Here is a 17132-nt window from a genome sequence, read left to right as displayed (position 1 = left end):
GGCGATGAGGTCTTTCCTGTCCATCGGCGAGTGCATGCTGGAGTTTTCCCGCCGCGCCGATGGCGCCTGGAACCTCGGCTATGCCGGCGACACCCTGAACACGGCCTGGTACTTCCGCGCGCTGACCGCACCGGACGCCTGGGACGTCGGCTACTTCACCCGCCTTGGTGAGGACGCCCACTCCGCCGGCATCCTGTCCTTCCTGGAAGCCAACGGGATCGGCACCGGCCACATTGCCCGCGATCCGGTCCGCCAGCCCGGCCTCTACCTGATCGACACGACGGACGGCGAGCGCTCCTTCACCTATTGGCGGTCACAGTCCGCGGCCCGCCTGCTTGCCGACGACGAGGCCGCCCTCGGACTGGCCGTCGGTTCCGCGGACGTCGTCTATTTTTCCGGGATCACGCTCGCCATCCTCGCGCCGGATCGCCGCGCCGTGCTGGTCGCCATGGTCGATGCGGCGCGCAAGGCCGGCAAGATGACGGTTTTCGATCCGAATATCCGACCTCGCCTTTGGGAAACACCGGACGCCATGCGCGATGCGATCATGGCTGCGGCGGCGGTCTCGAGCCTCGTCCTGCCAAGTTTCGATGACGAGAAGACGGTCTTCGGCGACGCTTCGCTGGCCGCTTGCGCCGACCGTTATCGCACCGCGGGAGCCGGTGTCGCCGTGGTCAAGAATGGCGGCGATGACATGCTGGTCGCCGGCCCTGACGGGAGCGAGGCCATCGGCGGGCTGGAGCGCGTCACCCCGGTGGACACCACCGGCGCGGGCGATTCCTTCAATGGCGCCTTTCTCGCTGCGGCGGCAGCCGGCCATGATCACGGATCTGCTGCCCGTTTCGCCCACACCGTCTCGGCCCGCGTCATCGCCCACCCCGGCGCGCTGATGCCGCAGGCCGGGCTCGCCGGCCTGCTTTAGGGAAACTCCCGCGAAGGCGGAAACCGGGTCCGCCGCCTTCAGAGCTTGTGGATCGGCTCGGCGGTGAAAGCCCCGCCCTGGTATTTCGCAAGCGGGTCCTCGGCGTCCGGTGCCGGCCCGGCGGCCTCGACGGCAGCCCGGAACGGCTCGGATGAATCCTCCGGCTTCCAGCCCAGGTAACGCACCCGCGAATTGTCCCACCACGCCGTGGCATTGTCGGAAATGCCGTAGATGATCGGGCAACCGAGACGCGGCACCGTGAAGCACCGCTCGATCAGCCGGGCCAGGTCGCCCGCGCTCAACCAGGTCGACAGCATGCGCCGGTTTGATACCTCGGGAAAACAGGAGCCGATTCGAACGATGGCCGTCTCGACCCCGAACTTGTCGTGGTACATCGAGGCCATCGCCTCGCCGAAACACTTCGACACGCCGTAGAGCCCGTCCGGGCGTGACAGCGCGGTGTTGTCCAGGTGCTCTTCCTGGCGGTAATAGCCCACCACATGGTTGGAACTGGCGAAGAGGATGCGCGGGTTCCCGTGCATCCGCGCCGCCTCGTACAGGTGAAAGACCCCGTCAATATTGGCCGGCCGGATCTTGTCCCACGACTGCTCGGTGGATATGCCGCCCAGGTGGACGATCGCGTCGCAGCCTTCGACCATGGCCGAAACCGCCGCTGCATCCGCCATGTCGCAGGTCACGACCTCCTCGTTGGCGCCGGCATCGGGAATTGCCACGATATCCGCCAGGCGCAGGGTCTGCGCCATCGGAGCCAGCAGCGGGCGCAACTGCCGCCCGACGCCGCCGGCCGCGCCCGTGATCAGAATCCGGTTGAGCATGTCGGTCACCTCATTGGAACAGGGCAGGGAGCGTCAGCGAAACAGCCGGGACGTAGGTCGTCAACACCAGAGCCACCAGGATCGCGACGTAGAACGGCCAGATCGTCTTCAGCACGTGCTCGATGCGTACCTTGGCAATCGCGCAGCCGACGAACAGGCAGGCTCCCACCGGCGGGGTCGTCAGCCCGAGGCCCAGGTTCATCATCAGGATCATGCCGAACTGCACCGGGTCCATGCCGATTTCCTTGACTACCGGCAGGAAGATCGGCGTGCAGATCAGGATCAGCGCGCCCATGTCCATGAACATGCCCAGCATGAGGAGGGCGATGTTGATCATCAGCAGGATGACGAGCGGGTTTTCCGACACGTGCAGCATGCCGTTGAGGATCAGTGCCGGCACCTCGTAGAGCGCGAGGAAATAGGCAAACGACGTGGCCGTGCCGATCAGGATCATCACCATCGCCGTGGTGCGGATCGAGATCAGCACCGCGTCGCGGAATGCCGCGAAATCGAGCGAGCGATAGACGAACAGCGTCACGACCAGCGCGTAGATCACGCCGATGGCCGCCGATTCCGTCACCGTGAAAATGCCCGACAGGACGCCGCCGATGATGACCACCGCGGTCATCAGGCCCGGAAAGGCCGACAGGCCGGCCGTGGCCACGGCCCGCCATCCGGGAAAGGCCTCCGCAGGGTAGCCGCGGCGGATCGCCACCACGTAGGCGGCGACGCCAAGGCACAGGCACATGATGATGCCGGGGATCACGCCCGCAAGGAACAGCGAGGCGATGGAAATGCCACCGCCGGCGGCCAGCGAATAGAGGATCATGTTGTGGCTCGGCGGGATCATGATACCGGCGATCGACGCCGTCACTGTCACGTTGACCGAGTAGTCGTCGTCGTACTTGCGCTCGCGCATCATCGGGATCATGACCGAACCGAGCGCCGACGCGTCGGCCACCGCGGAGCCGGAAATGCCGCCGAAAAGCATCGACGACAGCACGTTGACGAGGCCGAGGCCACCGCGCATCTGCCCGACCAGCGTCTGCGCGAAGCGCACCAGCCGCATGGCGATGCCGCCGCGCATCATCAGTTCGCCGGCGAAGATGAAGAAGGGAATGGCCAGCAGCGAGAACACGTTCATGCCCGCCACCATGCGCTGGAAGACGATCAGCGGCAGCACGCCTTCGTAGAAGGCCGTCAGCAGCGCGGCCACGCCAAGCGCGAAGGCGATCGGCAGGCCGATGACGATGCCGGCCGCGAACGAACACAGGAGGATGGTCAGCCCCATCAGTCACGCTCCTCGTCGAAGAACCGTTCGCCGTGGCGAAGCTGGAACCACAGCCGCTCACCCATGAAGAGCACGATGAGCACGCCGCAGATGACCAGCGGGATGTATTGGAAGGCCTGCGGCACGCCGAGCAGCGGGATGTCCCGGTTCCACGTCCCCGCGACCAGCGTCCAGGAATAGGTCGCCATGGCCAGGCCGAACAGGCCGAGGGTCACCGTGTTGAACACCGCGATGGCGCGCTGGGCGCCCTTCGGCAGAGCTTCCACGAAGAAGGAAATGCCGAGGTGGAAGTTCTCGCGCAGGCCGACGGCTGCCAGCGGCAGCGCCACGACCAGGATCAGCAGCAGCGACAGCCGCTCCGCCCAGGTCGGCGTGTCGTTGAGAACGTAGCGGCCCCAGACCTGCCAGCCGGTGATGGCGACCAGCCCCACGAGGGCCAGCCCGCCGATCAGGGCCATGATCCGGGCAAGGTGATCGAGGATGCGAAAGCGCATCGGGGTTTCTCCGGCCTGTTCGCTGGATGGAAAGGCCGGACCGATCGCGGCGGTCCGGCCGTTCGATGGTACCCGGGCCTTATTCGGTGGCCTGGATACGCTGCAGCAGATCCTTGATCTTCGCGTCGGTCACGAACTGGTCGTAGACCGGCTTCATCGCGTTGATGAACGACGACTTGTCGGCCAGTTCGACGATGTGGTTGCCGGCAGCCCGCACCTTCTCCTCGGAAGCCTTTTCGCGCTTGGCCCACAGGTCGCGCTGCATCGCCGCGCTTTCCTTGGCCGCCTCGCGCACGATCGCCTGGTCTTCCGGGCTCATCTTGTCCCAGGTCGACTTCGCCACCACGAAGATTTCCGGGACGATGGTGTGCTGGTCGAGGATGTAGTTCTTCGCGACCTCGTAATGGTTGGTCGATTCATACGACGGCCAGTTGTTCTCGGCCCCGTCCACGACGCCCGACTGGATCGACGTGTAGACCTCGCCGAACGGGATCGGCGTCGCGTTGGCGCCCAGCGCTTCGACCATGGCCACGTTGACGTCGGAATTCTGCACGCGGATTTTCAGGCCCTTGAGGTCTTCCACCGAGTTCAGCGGCTTCGTGGCATAGAAGGAGCGCGCGCCGCTGTCGTACCAGGCCAGCCCGACCATGTTGACGCTTTCCATCGCCTTGGCGATTTCCTCGCCGATCGGACCGTCCACCACGCGGTGCATGTGGTCGACCGACTTGAAGGCGTAGGGCAGCGTGGTGACCTGGGTTTCGGCCACGAGGTTGTTGAGCGGCGTCAGGTTGAACACCGCGAAATCGATGCCGCCGAACTGCAGCTGCTCGATGGCCTGGTCCTGCTCGCCGAGCTGGGCGGAGTGATAGGTCTTGGGCTTGATCCGGCCATTGGTCTTCTCGGCGACGATCTCGCCGAAATGGTCCATCGCGACGGAGTTCGGATAGTCCGGCGCATGGGTGTTCCAGCCGCGGATCTCCTGCGCCTGCGCCATGCCGGCAAGGCCGGCGGCAGCCAGCACGCCTGCGAGTGCGGTGGAGCGGATGAATGCGAAAGCCGTCATGGTGGTGTCCTCCCGGGAACGTGACGTGAAACGGGTTCGGCCCTGTCGTGCAAGGTCGGCGAAGCTTACATTCATATGATAAGTAGTCAATAGTCATCAGTTGAATTTGAAGAACCTGATTGACAAATGACCCGTCCCGCAATCTTTTGGAGGCAGGCGAGGCAACAGGGCGGCGGGAATCATGGACGCGGTGGGCAGGAAGCAGGACGCGGGCAAGCGGCGGCGCAATCTGGTGCTGACCATGGCCACCGCGCTGCGCGAGGCAATCCAGCGCGGAGACTATTCCATCGGCGACAAGCTGCCGAGCGAAGCCGAACTCACCGCCAGCCACGCGGTCTCGCGCACGGTCGTGCGGGAAGCCGTCGCGGCACTGCGATCCGAAGGCCTCGTCGAGGCCCGGCAGGGCGCCGGCGTGTTCGTCACCGCCAATCGGCCGGCAACCTCCACCCCCTTCCAGGGCATTGATCCGGAAAAGCTTTCCAGCATCATTGAGATTCTCGAACTGCGCACCGCTGTGGAGATCGAGGCGGCCGGACTGGCCGCCGTCCGCCGCTCCCCGGCACAGGAAGAGGCGATCTACCAGCGATTGTCGGACATCGACGCCTGCGTCGAGGCCGGCGAAACCACGACGGAAGCGGATTTCGCTTTCCACCTCGCCATTGCCGATGCCACCAACAATCCGCGCTTCCGCGAATTCCTGGCCATGCTGGGCGGCGATGCCATTCCCCGCCGGCGACTGCAGACGGACCGCCGGGAAACCGTCGATTCCGCTTACCTGGAAATGCTCCAGGCCGAACACCGGGCCGTGGCGGATGCTATCGCCGAAGGCGACGACGAGCGCGCGCGCCAGGCCATGCGGACCCATCTTCTGGGTGGCCAGGCCCGCTATAAGCGCATGCTGCGCATGTCGTGAGGCAACTCATCATATAAATTATTGACAAAGGTCGCCCTGCATCTATGATGCCGGCCACGCCCTTTTCACGCGACAGGACCCGACACGACATGACTCCGCAAGACCTGAAGGTGGCGCTCGGCGCCGGCCTGCTTTCCTTCCCCGTCACCGCCTTCGATGCGGACGGCGCCTTCAACGAAGCGCCCTATCGCAAGCACATCGAGTGGCTGTCCGGTTTCGGCGCCTCGGTCCTGTTTGCCGCCGGCGGCACCGGGGAATTCTTCTCGCTGGCGCCCGAAGAAATCCCAGCCATCGTCTCCGCCGCCAAGGCCTCGGCCGGAAACACGCCCATTGTGGCCGGCTGCGGTTACGGAACGGAGATCGCGGTCTCCATCGCCCGGTCGGTCGAGAAGGCCGGCGGCGACGGCATCCTGCTGCTGCCGCACTACCTCATCGATGCGCCGCAGGAAGGGCTTTACCGCCACGTCAAGCGCGTCTGCCAGGCCACGGGCATGGGCGTCATGGTCTACAACCGCGACAACTCCATCCTCCAGCCGGCGACGCTCCAGCGTCTCTGCGAGGAATGCCCCAATCTCGTCGGCTTCAAGGACGGATCGGGCGACATCGGCCTGGTCCGCCAGATCACTGCGACCATGGGGGACCGCCTGACCTACCTCGGCGGCATGCCGACGGCCGAGCTGTTTGCCGAGGCCTATCTCGGTGCCGGCTTCACCACCTATTCCTCGGCCGTGTTCAACTTCGTGCCGGCACTGGCCATGGAATTCTACCGCGCCCTGCGCGCCGGCGAACGCAGCCGCACCGAGCAGATCCTGACCGGGTTCTTCTATCCCTTCATGGCCATCCGCAACCGCCAGAAGGGCTATGCGGTATCCGCCATCAAGGCTGGCGTGCGCCAGGTCGGCTTCGAGGCCGGCGGCGTTCGCCCGCCGCTGACCGACCTGACGGCGGAGGAGGAAGCCATGCTCGCCGCCCTCATCGAAAAAGCAGCCGACATCTGAAGGCCGGTTCCCATGAAGATTGCCGCGGTCCATACCCACATTCTCGATCACAAGCTCGAAACCGCCTTCGAAAGCGCCTCTATGCGCTTCGACCGGCGCCAGCACGTGCTGGTCGAGATCGTCTGCGAGGATGGCACCACGGGCTGGGGCGAATGCCTTGGCCCCGCGCTGCCCAATGCCGCGGTCGTCAGGGCCTATGCCGGCAGGCTTGTCGGGCGCAATCCGCTCGATACCGAGATCCTGTGGCAGGAACTCTACAACCTCTTCCGCGACCAGGGCCAGCGGGGCCTGGCCGTCACGGCCCTGTCCGGCATCGATGTCGCGCTGTGGGACATCAAGGGCAAGCATTTCGGCGTGCCGGTTTCCGTCCTGCTCGGCGGGCGGCTGCGTGAGAGCGTGCGCGCCTATGCCACCGGCTCCTTCCGCCGCGACGGCGTCGACCGGGTGGCCGACAATGCCGCCGAGTGCGCTGCCCACGTCAGGGCCGGCTTCCACGCGGTGAAGATCAAGATCGGGTTCGACCCGAAGCAGGATCTTGAGGTCATCGCCGCGGTGCGCGAGGCCATCGGCCCCGACACCCGCCTGATGATCGACGCCAATCACGGCTACGACGTGCTGGAAGCGGTGCGGGTCGGCCAGGCAGCCGCGCAGTTCGGCATCGACTGGTTCGAGGAGCCGGTGATCCCCGAGCAGCTCGGCGCTTATCGCGCCGTGCGTGCCGGCCAGCCGATCGCGGTCGCCGGCGGCGAGACCTGGCATGGACGCTTCGGCTTCCGGGAACCACTGGAGACCCGCTGCATCGACATCGCCCAGCCGGACCTTTGCGGTACGGGCGGCTTCACCGAGATGCGCCGCATCGCCGACATGGCGGCCCTGCACGGGGTCCGCCTCGTTCCGCATGTCTGGGGCACGGTGGTGCAGATCGCGGCCAGCCTGCAGTTCATGGCCTCCCTACTGCCCGATCCGCCGCGCCGCGAGCCGATCGAGCCCATCCTCGAATTCGACCGGACGCCGAACCCATTCCGCCAGGCCATCGCCAAGACGCCGATCGAGCATGACAACGGCATTGTCCGCATCCCCGACGGGCCGGGTCTCGGCATCGAGATCGACCGCGAAGCGCTGGCGAAATTCGCGCTCCGGGACGAGGCATGATCGAGCGGACCTACGCCGGGCGAAAGCCGCGTGTCACCCTGCCTCCCGGCACGGTCGACACGCAGATGCACATGTATCTGCCGGACTATCCGGCCATGCCGGGAGGCCCGGCCCTGCCCGACGGCATCCCCGGCCCCGCCGATTACCGCCGGGTGATGGACTGGCTCGGCATCGCGCGCGTCGTGATCACCCAGGGCAATGCCCACCAGCACGACAATGAAAGCCTGCTCGCCTGCCTTGCGGACATGGGCGCCAAGGCCCGCGGCGTCGCGGTCGTGTCCCCCCGGACCGGACCGGCCGAATTGCAGCGCCTGCACGAGGGCGGCGTGCGTGGCGCCCGCATCATGGACCTGCCCGGCGGCGCGGTCGGCCTGACGCAGCTGGAAGCGGTGGACGGGATTGCCGCCGACATGGGCTGGATGATGGCCGTCCAGTTCGACGGATCGGACATCGCCGACCATTTCATCCGCCTGGCATCGCTGCGGTCCCGCTTCGTCATCGACCACCACGGCAAGTTCTTCCGTGGCGCGACGCCGGACGGGCCGGAACTTCGGCTCGTCAAGCGGCTGATCGACGGCGGCAATTGCTGGTTCAAGTTCGCCGGCTGCTACGAATCCTCGCTGGCCGGCGGACCGGACTATGCCGACATCGCCGCCATGGCGCGCGACGTCGCCGCCTATGCGCCCGAGCGCATCATCTGGGGCACCAACTGGCCCCACAACCTGGCGAAGACGACGGCCGACTATCCCGATGACGCGGCCCTGACCGACACCGTCCTGTCATGGTTCCCGGACGAACAGTCCCGCCACCTGGCCCTGGTCGAAAACCCGCAGGACCTGTTCGGCTTTCCTGCCGACGGCGACTGAGCGCCCGGATGGCGTTTCACTCCGCGTGCTGCGCGGCCGGCGCCGCCATGGTCGCGCCGCGCGGCTTGCGCAGCATCAGCGCCAGCGGCACCGCCATCAGCGTGACCACCATCATCAGCAGGAAATCGTTGACGTAGGAGATCATCAGCGCCTGCTGGTTGACGATCAGGTCGACGATGGAAAGCATCGTCGGATCGCCCGCCGCCGCCTGCGGTGACAGGTGCACGAGGTTCGGGTTGTAGGGGTTGATGAAGGCCGACAACTCCGTGTGGTTGACCTGCACGTTGTGCGTCAGCACCACGGAGACGAGCGAGATCCCGATCGACGAACCGATGTTGCGCGTCAGCGAGAACAGGCTGGTGCCATCGGCACGGTATTTCGCTTCCATCGTCGAGAAGGCCACCGTCGACAGCGGCACGAAGACAAGGCCCAGGCCCAGCCCCTGGACGACGCCCGAGATGATCACCAGCGAATCGTCCATCTGCGGCGAGAATCCGGACATCATCCACAGCGACGCCGCCGCGAGCCCGAGCCCTGCGAGCACCAGCAGGCGCGCGTCGACGGTGCGCACCAGCCGGCCGACGAGGATCATCGAGATCATCGTGCCGACGCCGCGCGGCGCCATGACGAGGCCCGTCGTGATCGTCGGGTAGCCGAAGATGCGCGCCAGCATCGGCGGCAGCAACGCGAGGCTCGCCAGCAGGATGATGCCGATGACGAAGATGAAGACGAGCCCGGTGACGAAATTCCGGTCCCTGAAGATCTTCGGATCGATGAACGGATCCTCCGCCGTCGCGATATGCACGCAGAAGACCCAGAAGCCGGTGATCGCAAGGAACAGCTCAATCCACACTTCCGTCGAGGAGAACCAGTCCACCTCGCCGCCGCGGTCGAGCATCATCTGCAGCGCCCCGATGCCGAGCGACAGCATGGCGAAACCGAAGAAGTCGAAATTGCGCACCCGCCGTGCGATCGCGGGCAGGTAGGCCGCGCTGCCGGCGAAGGCCAGGATGCCGACCGGCAGGTTGATGAAGAAGACCCAGCGCCAGTTCATGGTCTCGGTCAGCCAGCCGCCCAGCGTCGGGCCGATGATGGGTCCGACCATGATGCCGGCGCCCCACATGGCCATGGCGGACCCGTGGCGTTCGCGCGGGTTGATGTCGAGCAGGAAGGTCTGCGACAGTGGCACGATGGCCGCGCCGAACAGGCCCTGGAGCAGGCGGAACAGCACCATCGTCTCCAGGCTCCAGGCCAGCCCGCAGGCCATGGAGGTGACGACGAAGCCGACGATGGAGGTGAGGAACAGTTCCTTGCGCCCGAACGTGTCGGACAGCCAGCCGGTCAGCGGCGTCATGATCGCCGCCGCCACGATGTAGGAGGTCAGCACCCAGGTGATCGTGTCCTGCGACGCCCCGAGGTCGGCCTGCATCGAGGGCAGCGCCACGTTGGCGATCGTCGTGTCGAGCACCTGCATGATGGTGCCGAGCATGATCGACAGCGTGATCAGCCCGCGATGCGGGACTTCCTCAAACGTTTCTGTCGCGGCACTCATTTGCCGGCGCCATCATCCGTCTCTCCGGCGAAGGCACTGGGAAGCCAGGCGGCATAGAGAGGCTTGCGGCCGGTATCGACACTCACCTTGGCCGACAGGCCGGAGCGAAGGTCCGGCAGGGCATCCGACTTGTCGAGCGCGATGCGCACCGGCACGCGCTGGGTCACCTTGACCCAGTTGCCGGTGGCGTTCTGCGCCGGCAGCAGCGAGAATTCCGCGCCGGTTCCCGCCCCGATCGCCGCCACGCGTCCCTTGAACGTCTGGCCCGGATAGCTGTCGAACTCCACGTCCGCGCTTTCGCCCGTCTTGATGCCGGAAAGCTGGGTTTCCTTGAAATTGGCATCCACCCAGGAGTCATTCGTCGCAACAAGCGCGAAAAGCGGGTTGCCCGCGGCCACGAACTGGCCGGCGCGGAAGGATGCCGCCTGGTAGAGAACGCCATCGGAGGGGGCATGCACGGTGGTCAGCGACAGGTTGTAGGCCGCCTTTTCGCGTGCCGCCAGCGCCGATTGGACCGACGGATGCTGGTCGGTTTCCAGGTCCGGCTTGCCGCCGAGACCGGCCAGCGCATTGGCCACGCCCTGCTTGGCCGCCGCCAGCGCGTCGCGCGCCTTGTTGGCGTCGTGCCGGGCGCTGTCCAGCGACGAGGACGCGGACACGCCCTTGCGGGAGAGTTCCTGCTGCCGCCTGAGCTCGGAGTCGCGGTAGGCCGCCTCGGTCTCGGCAGACTTCTCGTTGGCCACCGCCATCCGGTAGGCCGCCTTGAGCTGCTCGACGCCGAGCCGGGCATTGGCGAGCGCCGCATCGGCCTGTTCCAGCGCGATACGGTAGGGCTCCTGGTCGATCACGAACAGCACGTCGCCGGCCTTCACCGGCATGCTGTCGGCCACCTTGGACGTCACCACGCGGCCCGACAGGTCGGAGACGACCGACAGGCGCGCCTGGTGCAGGTAGGCATTGTCCGTCGTCTCGTAGCGCCCGCTCATCAGCCAGTAGGCAGCGCCGCCTGCCGCCAGCAGCACCGGCAGCGAGAACATCAGGATGCGCCGGCGCGCCTTGCCGCGCTTCGGCTTGGACGGGGGCAGTGGTTCGGCCTTCGCTTCCGGCTTCATTTCCGACATGTCATTCATTGTCTTGTTTTCCTGTCGCGCAAGCGGCGGCGCATTCGCCGTCGGAAAGATTGTCGATGAGCAGCCGCAGCGCGCCCATCAGGCCCTGGCGGTCCTTCACCGAAAGGCCGGCAAGCGCCTCGTCGTAGACGTCGTTGGCGATGCTCCGGACCTCTTCGAAAACCTTCTGCGTCTTCGCTGTCGCCGTCACCAGCCGAACCCGGCGGTCGGTCTCGTCAGCCTTGCGGACCACCCAGCCGGCCTGCTCCATGCGGTCGACAAGCCGCGAAACGCTGATTGGTTCGATTTCCAGTCGCTCGCCAAGACGCGCCTGCGTCATCGCGCCTTCGCGGGACACGTGAACGAGCAGGCGCCACTGCGCCGACGACAGGCCATGCTCGGCGGTGCGCGACTCGAACCGCTTGCGCAGCAGGCGCGACGCGTCGTGCAGCAGGATGCCGAGGCCTTCTGTGGATGATGTCTTCATGAGCGGGATATATTATAAGCATGCTTAGATTATCAAGCCCCGCGCCGGAATTTTTTGCAGCGCAACAACCGGCATGGTGAAAAAACGGTGACGCCTGGCGGCACGCGCCGGGACCGGGATCGGCCCCCTCACGATGATGAAGAAGGATCGTCAGGCCGGATCAGCTGTTGATCTCGACCGATCGCACCCGTTTGGAGACCTGGCGGTAGGTCCCGATCAGTTCCGGCTGGCCGGCCTCGTTGAGCCGGTAGAGCCCGGTCGCCTCGATGACCCGAACCGGCGCTCCCGCCATCGAAATCCGCAGGACATAGCGGAACCCCGACCGGCGGCGGATCGCGTCCTCGATACAGTTCATCACGTGCTCGCGATCTTCCGGATGGTAGGCGCGGACCGCACGAACCATGTCGACCGGCCCCTCGGCGGGCCGCATGCCGTGCAGCAGGTAGGCATCGTCGGACCAGTAGGTCAGTCCGTCGTCGATATCGAGGCGCCAGAGACCGAAAGGCTCGAACTGGGACAGGACGTCCAGCAACTCGTCATTGCCGATTCCAAGATATCCCTGGGCCCGGGATTGCGACCGCGATGTGCTGATTTCCACCTTGAAGGAACCGGATTCCGCCGGAACATGCGACATCGACATGCAGGGGAACCCCTATTCCAGGATGCCCAGCCGCAGTGCCTTCGCGACCGCATGGGCGCGGTTGACGGCTGACAGCTTCTGGGCAGACGACGCGAGGTAGTGATTGACCGTATGCTCGGACAATTCGAGGATCACGGCGATCTCCGGGCTTGTCTTCCCGGCAGCCGTCCAGTTCAGGCACTGCAGTTCACGGTCGGTGAGCTTTGGCGCGGATCGGTCGTGCTCGGGCTTGGATTCCCCGACCTTCAGGAAGATCATGTTGCACAACCACGCCAGTTGCACCTGCTCCTCCAGCGAACAGGGACGCCTCATGCCGCAGAAGGAGACCGCACCCCGCCGTCCCCTGGTGTCATGGACGGGAAAGCATGTTCCCGCCAGCAACCCGAATTCCCGGAACAGGTCGTTGACCGCCGCCGCGTCGGCTTCGGTCCGCGTCAGTTCGACGTCGTCGATCTGCCACGAATGCGGCATCGTCGAGCTCTTCAGCGCACCGATGACCGGGCTTGTCTGCAGCAGTTTCTTGTCGTCGTAGGCCTGCACCAGTTCCGGCGGATAGTTGGAAACGAGAGAAATCTCGGCGAGATCGCTGGTGCGACCGTCAGGCATGCGGATCACGGAGAAATACCGGAAACCGAGATCCAGCGTAATGCGCTTGAGCACGCGAAGGATATCGTAGACCGTCTCGCAGGCTTCGACAGCATCACTGTAGCCGACCACAAGCTGATCAATCTGAACCGACCCTTCAGTCTTAGCCACGAAACCCACGCGCTCGAACCTTGATTTCGGAATTCATATTACACTTTAATCGATTTTAGCATTAATGCGCCGGCATTCCAATGAATTGCGCAGGCACCTGGTGGAAATCACGGATTGCCCGCGTGCGCGAAGGAAATGTGCGCTGATTGGTTGAGAAAATGCGGACATTTCCGCACAAAACCCTCCGGCCAGACCGCAGGACGGTCCGGCCAGAGGGTCCTTGCGTCCGTCACCAGTGTTGGCAGGGGGCGGCGACGGGGCAAATCGCGAATCAGGCCGGAGCGAAAACACTGCCGTCATCCATCCCCGACCGGGGCGGACCTGCCGCGTTTGTGTAGCTGGTCAATCGCTTCGTAACCTCGCAAAGTGGGGGCGGGACACGGTCCCGTTCCGCGCTTCGTTCCCGGACACGATTGGCAGGTCGCGGCGGTAACCGCCATACCCCGGTCGAACGGGTCATAAATAAGGGATTGACAGGACAAGGCGCCCATGAGCGCCGCCACGGACGGCAGCGCGCCCGGCATCGGGAGGGGCCAGAAGCGAAAACCGCCGCGATCCTCATGATCACGGCGGACGGACAGAACCGGGCACAGTTCCTGAAAGGGTGTCTTGCCTCAGAAGGCGACGTTCAGGCCGAGACGCCCGATGATCATGTCGTTCTTGAAGCGGTAGCTGATGCTTTCGCCGGGGAATGTCGCCGGGTCGGTGCCCGTCACCAGGGCGTCCTGCAGATCGACGTAGAGACCTTCGAGCTTCACGCTCACGCTGTCGGTGATCTTGTGCTCGAGGCCCGCGCCGATGACATATCCGTAGCGCATCCCGCTGGCGTTCCAGTCCGGGGAGGCATAGCCGAGGCCCGGCATAGAGATCGAGAAGCGGTTGGTGACCTTGCCGGCCGCGAAGCCGCCGGTCGCGTAGAACAGGGTCCGGTTCACCGCCATGCCGGCGCGGACGCGAACGGTCGCGAGCGCTCCGAACTTCGTTTCATAGGCGGAATTGGTGACCTGGCCGGTGAAGGGCGGGAACGGGTTTGGATCGATGCGCGACATCGTGTGCCGGATCTTGAAATCGGAGAACGTCAGGTCGGCTTCCAGGCCGCCGACGAAATCGCCGCTCTGGTAGTTGAAGCCCGCCGTCACGCCGCCGCTCAGCCCCTCCTTCATTCCGGAGATGGAGCCCGGGAACAACCCGTTCGAAACGTCGAGCGGGATCAGCACCCCGCCGATCGGACCGAGATCGGCCCGCCCCGTGCTCGTCCTCAGCCCGGCGATGGCGCCGGCATAGAGGCCGTGCCAGCTCGCGCCTTGTCCGACCGGATCGAGCTCGTCGGCCAGGGCCGGAGACGCGGCAATCAATGCGGCAGTCAGGAAATATTTCAACATACTCATCCCCAACGGTCACAGCGAGCTGCCAACTCTTCGGCATGGACCCGCTTCTGTCCCTTGGAGATTCCTTCATTTATACCTAACAATCGGTTAAGCGCCGTCCGATTGCAGAATTTTGTTGCAAAAACAGCCCTTTGCGAATGGCGCTCGGCGCCTCGCAACACCCCTGCGACTGTCGCCGGAACCGCCACAACCGGTCGTTTAACGTAAAAACAATCAGCGATGTCTAAGGCTTAGCGCGGGATACGAAGCGCGGCCGTGTGCCGGTGCAATCCGGTGGGGACTGTCAGGGGAAGGCGGGACGGATAGATGTTTGAGACCGTAGCGAAGAAATACATGGCGTTGGTGGACTATTTTATTCCCGCCAACCTGAAGAACGACCGCGAAGCCTACAACCAGGCCCGCATGTTCCTGATCAGCCACACGATGGGCCCGATCCTCGGCAACACGGTTCCGCTGGCGCTGTTCCTGGTCGACCCGACACCCAGCCTGGACACCTTCTGGCTCGCCGTGTCGATCACCGGCTTCTGGGTTTTCCCCTTCCTGCTCCGGCGCGGCTTCGATTACGATCGACTCGTCCTCATCTCGGTGATCAACCTCAACTTCTGCATTTTCTGGAGCTGCTACCACAATGGCGGCGTGTCTTCGCCGACGCTGCCATGGGTTCTGATCATTCCGATCCTGTCCTTTTTCTACATCGGCGGCGAACAAAGGCTGCAGTCCTTCCTGCTGATGATCTTTGCCGGCTGCTTCGCCCTTTTCCTCGGCGCCTACACCTTGCTGGCGCCGCCGGAAAACGACATTCCGGGCTACGCGATGACCAGCCTCGGCCTGGTCTCCACCGTCGCCTGCTTTGCCTACGTCGCCACCATGGCCATCTACTACTCGCGCATCTTCGATGCCGGCGTGGAACTGGAAAACGAAGTCCGCCGCCGCCGCCAGGCTTCCGAGGAACTCCGCAAGGCGGTGGCCAAGGCAGACCGTGTCGGCCGCATGAAGGCGGAATTCCTGGCCCGCATGAGCCATGAACTGCGCACGCCCCTGAATGCGGTGATCGGCTACAGCCAGATCCTGAAGGAAGACGCGGTGGACGCCGGCGACGTGCAGATGACGGCCGATGTCGACAAGATCCACGATGCCGGCCAGTACCTGCTCCGCCTGATCAACATGATCCTCGACCTGTCGAAGATCGAGGCCGGGCGCATGCAGTTCCGGCAGGAGGAATGCCGGCTGGCCGACGTGGTTTCCATGGCCCTGGACGGCGCCCGTCCGGTGATCACGGAAAACCGCAACATGATCGAATTCTACATCGAGCCCGATGTCGAAGACGTCGTCACCGACAAGGACCGGCTCATCCAGATCCTCGATGCCATCCTTCGCAACGCCGGCGAGAACACCACCGATGGCCTCGTCACCGTATCCTGCGGCGCGTCCGGACAGGCAGACGACCGGGTCTACACGGTCTCCATTCGCGATACCGGAAAGGGCATTGCCCCGGATCGCATCAGGACTCTGTTCCACAACCTGGTCGATAGTCGCGACGCCTCGCAGAGCAAGTATGGTGGCACCGGCATGAACCTGACGATCACCTACCGTCTTGCCGAGGCCATGGGATGCCACCTCTCCGTCGAAAGCGTCCTTGGCGAGGGCAGCTGCTTCACCGTCACGGTACCGGCGGCCTGGCAGGTCTCCGCCGACGAGGAACCCCAGGCCGAAACGGCATCCGGCAAGGATGCCGCACCGGCCCTTGCCGCCTGAAGCAGGGCCGGCGAAAACGGGTACGGTTTCGTGCCCGCAACTACGGCGATGACCAGGCCCCTGACCGGGGCAGCAGACAAGCGGCGCCATGCAGGCGCCGCATCCATTTTCCAATATACTTCAAATAAGTAGCATTTCGGATGCAGTGATGGATTTTTTACCATCCCGTGAGATTTAGAAAACAGTAATATCTACATTTACCTCAAATTGAGGACACCCCCGCTAGAGTGAACCATCAATAAGAAACGGGGATGGCACCATGTCCAACTACAATACGATCGACGGCGTTCCGGAAGCAGCCCTCCAGGGCAGCATGCGTGATTTCAGGGTCATGGAGGGCGCCGATCTTCTGCGCCGCTGTGACGCCTTCTTCAGCTGGCAGGACACGCGCCGCCAGTCCGGCACCTGGCCGTTTGGCCGCGCCACCGAGACCGGTCCGGCTTCGTCCTGCGCCGTGCGCGATGACGCCGGCCATCTCACAGAAGGCGTGAACTTCGCTTCGCAGGACTATCTCGGCCTCTCCGCCCATCCGGCGGTGCACCAGGCCGCCCATGACGCCATCGGCGTCTTTGGCGTCCACTCCGCCGGCTCGTCCGCGCTGGTGGGCAATATCTCGAGTTCCGTGCAACTGGAGCGCGACATCGCCGAGTTCCTCCACATGGACCACGCCCTTCTGTTCGCCACCGGCTGGTCGGCCGGCTTCGGCGTGATCAAGGGCCTCGTCCGGTCGCATGATTACATCGTCATGGACGCGCTGGCCCATGCCTGCCTCCAGACCGGTGCCCAGGCGTCCACCCGCAACGTCTCGCTCTTCCGTCACAACGACGTCGAGCATTGCCGCGAGCGCCTTGCCGCCATTCGCCAGCGCGACCGCGAAGGCGCCATCATGGTGGTCACCGAGAGCCTGTTC

17 protein-coding genes are annotated in these 17132 nt (G+C 64.8%); 7 read left to right on the top strand and 10 right to left on the bottom strand.

What is annotated here, in order from left to right; genetic code table 11:
• The first annotated feature begins 4 nt into the window (after positions 1–4).
• Positions 5–922: a sugar kinase gene (locus CSC94_RS15500; RefSeq protein WP_099307278.1), complete on the top strand. Its 918-nt coding sequence runs from the start codon at positions 5–7 to the stop codon at positions 920–922.
• 38 nt (positions 923–960) lie between these two features.
• Here the strand turns inward: CSC94_RS15500 and CSC94_RS15495 are convergent, their stop codons facing one another.
• The 4 genes from CSC94_RS15495 to CSC94_RS15480 all read right to left on the bottom strand — a co-directional run bounded on the left by CSC94_RS15495 (position 961) and on the right by CSC94_RS15480 (position 4606).
• A complete protein-coding gene (locus CSC94_RS15495) occupies positions 961–1758 on the bottom strand; it encodes an NAD-dependent epimerase/dehydratase family protein (RefSeq protein WP_099307277.1) in 798 nt (265 codons plus the stop codon).
• Positions 1759–1768: 10 nt separating this feature from the next.
• A complete protein-coding gene (locus CSC94_RS15490) occupies positions 1769–3049 on the bottom strand; it encodes a TRAP transporter large permease (protein WP_099307276.1) in 1281 nt (426 codons plus the stop codon).
• Positions 3049–3543 (bottom strand): TRAP transporter small permease, encoded by a 495-nt coding sequence (locus tag CSC94_RS15485; protein WP_099307275.1) that lies wholly within the window; start codon positions 3541–3543, stop codon positions 3049–3051. The genes CSC94_RS15490 and CSC94_RS15485 overlap by 1 nt, the downstream gene beginning before the upstream one ends.
• Positions 3544–3622: 79 nt before the next feature.
• The gene (locus CSC94_RS15480) at positions 3623–4606 is read right to left on the bottom strand and encodes a TRAP transporter substrate-binding protein (protein WP_099307274.1); all 984 of its coding nucleotides are present in this window, start codon (positions 4604–4606) and stop codon (positions 3623–3625) included.
• A gap of 181 nt (positions 4607–4787) precedes the next feature.
• Between CSC94_RS15480 and CSC94_RS15475 the strand changes: the two genes are divergently transcribed.
• The 4 genes from CSC94_RS15475 (at position 4788) to CSC94_RS15460 (ending at position 8535) form a co-directional block, all read left to right on the top strand.
• The gene (locus CSC94_RS15475; protein WP_099307273.1) at positions 4788–5519 is read left to right on the top strand and encodes a FadR/GntR family transcriptional regulator; all 732 of its coding nucleotides are present in this window, start codon (positions 4788–4790) and stop codon (positions 5517–5519) included.
• Between the two features lie 89 nt (positions 5520–5608).
• Complete coding sequence (kdgD, locus tag CSC94_RS15470; protein WP_099307414.1) at positions 5609–6517, top strand: 5-dehydro-4-deoxyglucarate dehydratase; 909 nt, start codon at positions 5609–5611, stop codon at positions 6515–6517.
• 12 nt (positions 6518–6529) lie between these two features.
• Entirely contained in the window at positions 6530–7669 is a 1140-nt protein-coding gene (locus CSC94_RS15465) for a mandelate racemase/muconate lactonizing enzyme family protein (RefSeq protein WP_099307272.1), read from the top strand.
• Positions 7666–8535, top strand: coding sequence for an amidohydrolase family protein (locus CSC94_RS15460; protein WP_099307271.1), 870 nt, complete (start codon positions 7666–7668; stop codon positions 8533–8535). The genes CSC94_RS15465 and CSC94_RS15460 overlap by 4 nt, the downstream gene beginning before the upstream one ends.
• Positions 8536–8551: 16 nt before the next feature.
• Here the strand turns inward: CSC94_RS15460 and CSC94_RS15455 are convergent, their stop codons facing one another.
• The 6 genes from CSC94_RS15455 to CSC94_RS15430 all read right to left on the bottom strand — a co-directional run bounded on the left by CSC94_RS15455 (position 8552) and on the right by CSC94_RS15430 (position 14467).
• Positions 8552–10087: a DHA2 family efflux MFS transporter permease subunit gene (locus tag CSC94_RS15455; RefSeq protein ID WP_099307270.1), complete on the bottom strand. Its 1536-nt coding sequence runs from the start codon at positions 10085–10087 to the stop codon at positions 8552–8554.
• Complete coding sequence (locus CSC94_RS15450) at positions 10084–11217, bottom strand: HlyD family secretion protein (RefSeq protein WP_099307269.1); 1134 nt, start codon at positions 11215–11217, stop codon at positions 10084–10086. Before CSC94_RS15450 ends, CSC94_RS15455 begins: the two co-directional genes overlap by 4 nt.
• Positions 11210–11683 (bottom strand): MarR family winged helix-turn-helix transcriptional regulator, encoded by a 474-nt coding sequence (locus CSC94_RS15445; protein ID WP_099307268.1) that lies wholly within the window; start codon positions 11681–11683, stop codon positions 11210–11212. The genes CSC94_RS15450 and CSC94_RS15445 overlap by 8 nt, the downstream gene beginning before the upstream one ends.
• 160 nt (positions 11684–11843) lie before the next feature.
• Positions 11844–12323 (bottom strand): PAS domain-containing protein, encoded by a 480-nt coding sequence (locus tag CSC94_RS15440; RefSeq protein ID WP_099307267.1) that lies wholly within the window; start codon positions 12321–12323, stop codon positions 11844–11846.
• 12 nt (positions 12324–12335) lie between these two features.
• Positions 12336–13079 carry a helix-turn-helix transcriptional regulator gene (locus CSC94_RS15435; RefSeq protein WP_133122910.1) on the bottom strand — a complete coding sequence of 248 codons (744 nt, stop codon included), beginning with the start codon at positions 13077–13079 and terminating at the stop codon, positions 12336–12338.
• Between the two features lie 614 nt (positions 13080–13693).
• Positions 13694–14467, bottom strand: a complete 774-nt coding sequence (locus tag CSC94_RS15430) for an outer membrane protein (RefSeq protein WP_099307265.1) — start codon at positions 14465–14467, stop codon at positions 13694–13696.
• Between the two features lie 306 nt (positions 14468–14773).
• Here CSC94_RS15430 and CSC94_RS15425 point away from each other — a divergent pair, with 306 nt between their 5' ends.
• Together CSC94_RS15425 and CSC94_RS15420 are read left to right on the top strand one after the other, a co-directional pair.
• Positions 14774–16222, top strand: coding sequence for a sensor histidine kinase (locus tag CSC94_RS15425; RefSeq protein WP_099307264.1), 1449 nt, complete (start codon positions 14774–14776; stop codon positions 16220–16222).
• Between the two features lie 259 nt (positions 16223–16481).
• A partial coding sequence (locus tag CSC94_RS15420; RefSeq protein WP_205853328.1) for an aminotransferase class I/II-fold pyridoxal phosphate-dependent enzyme occupies positions 16482–17132 on the top strand: 651 nt, incomplete at its 3' end.

The organism is Zhengella mangrovi (assembly GCF_002727065.1).
Lineage (GTDB): Bacteria > Pseudomonadota > Alphaproteobacteria > Rhizobiales > Rhizobiaceae > Zhengella > Zhengella mangrovi.
This window is presented reverse-complemented; position numbering and strand designations above follow the sequence as displayed.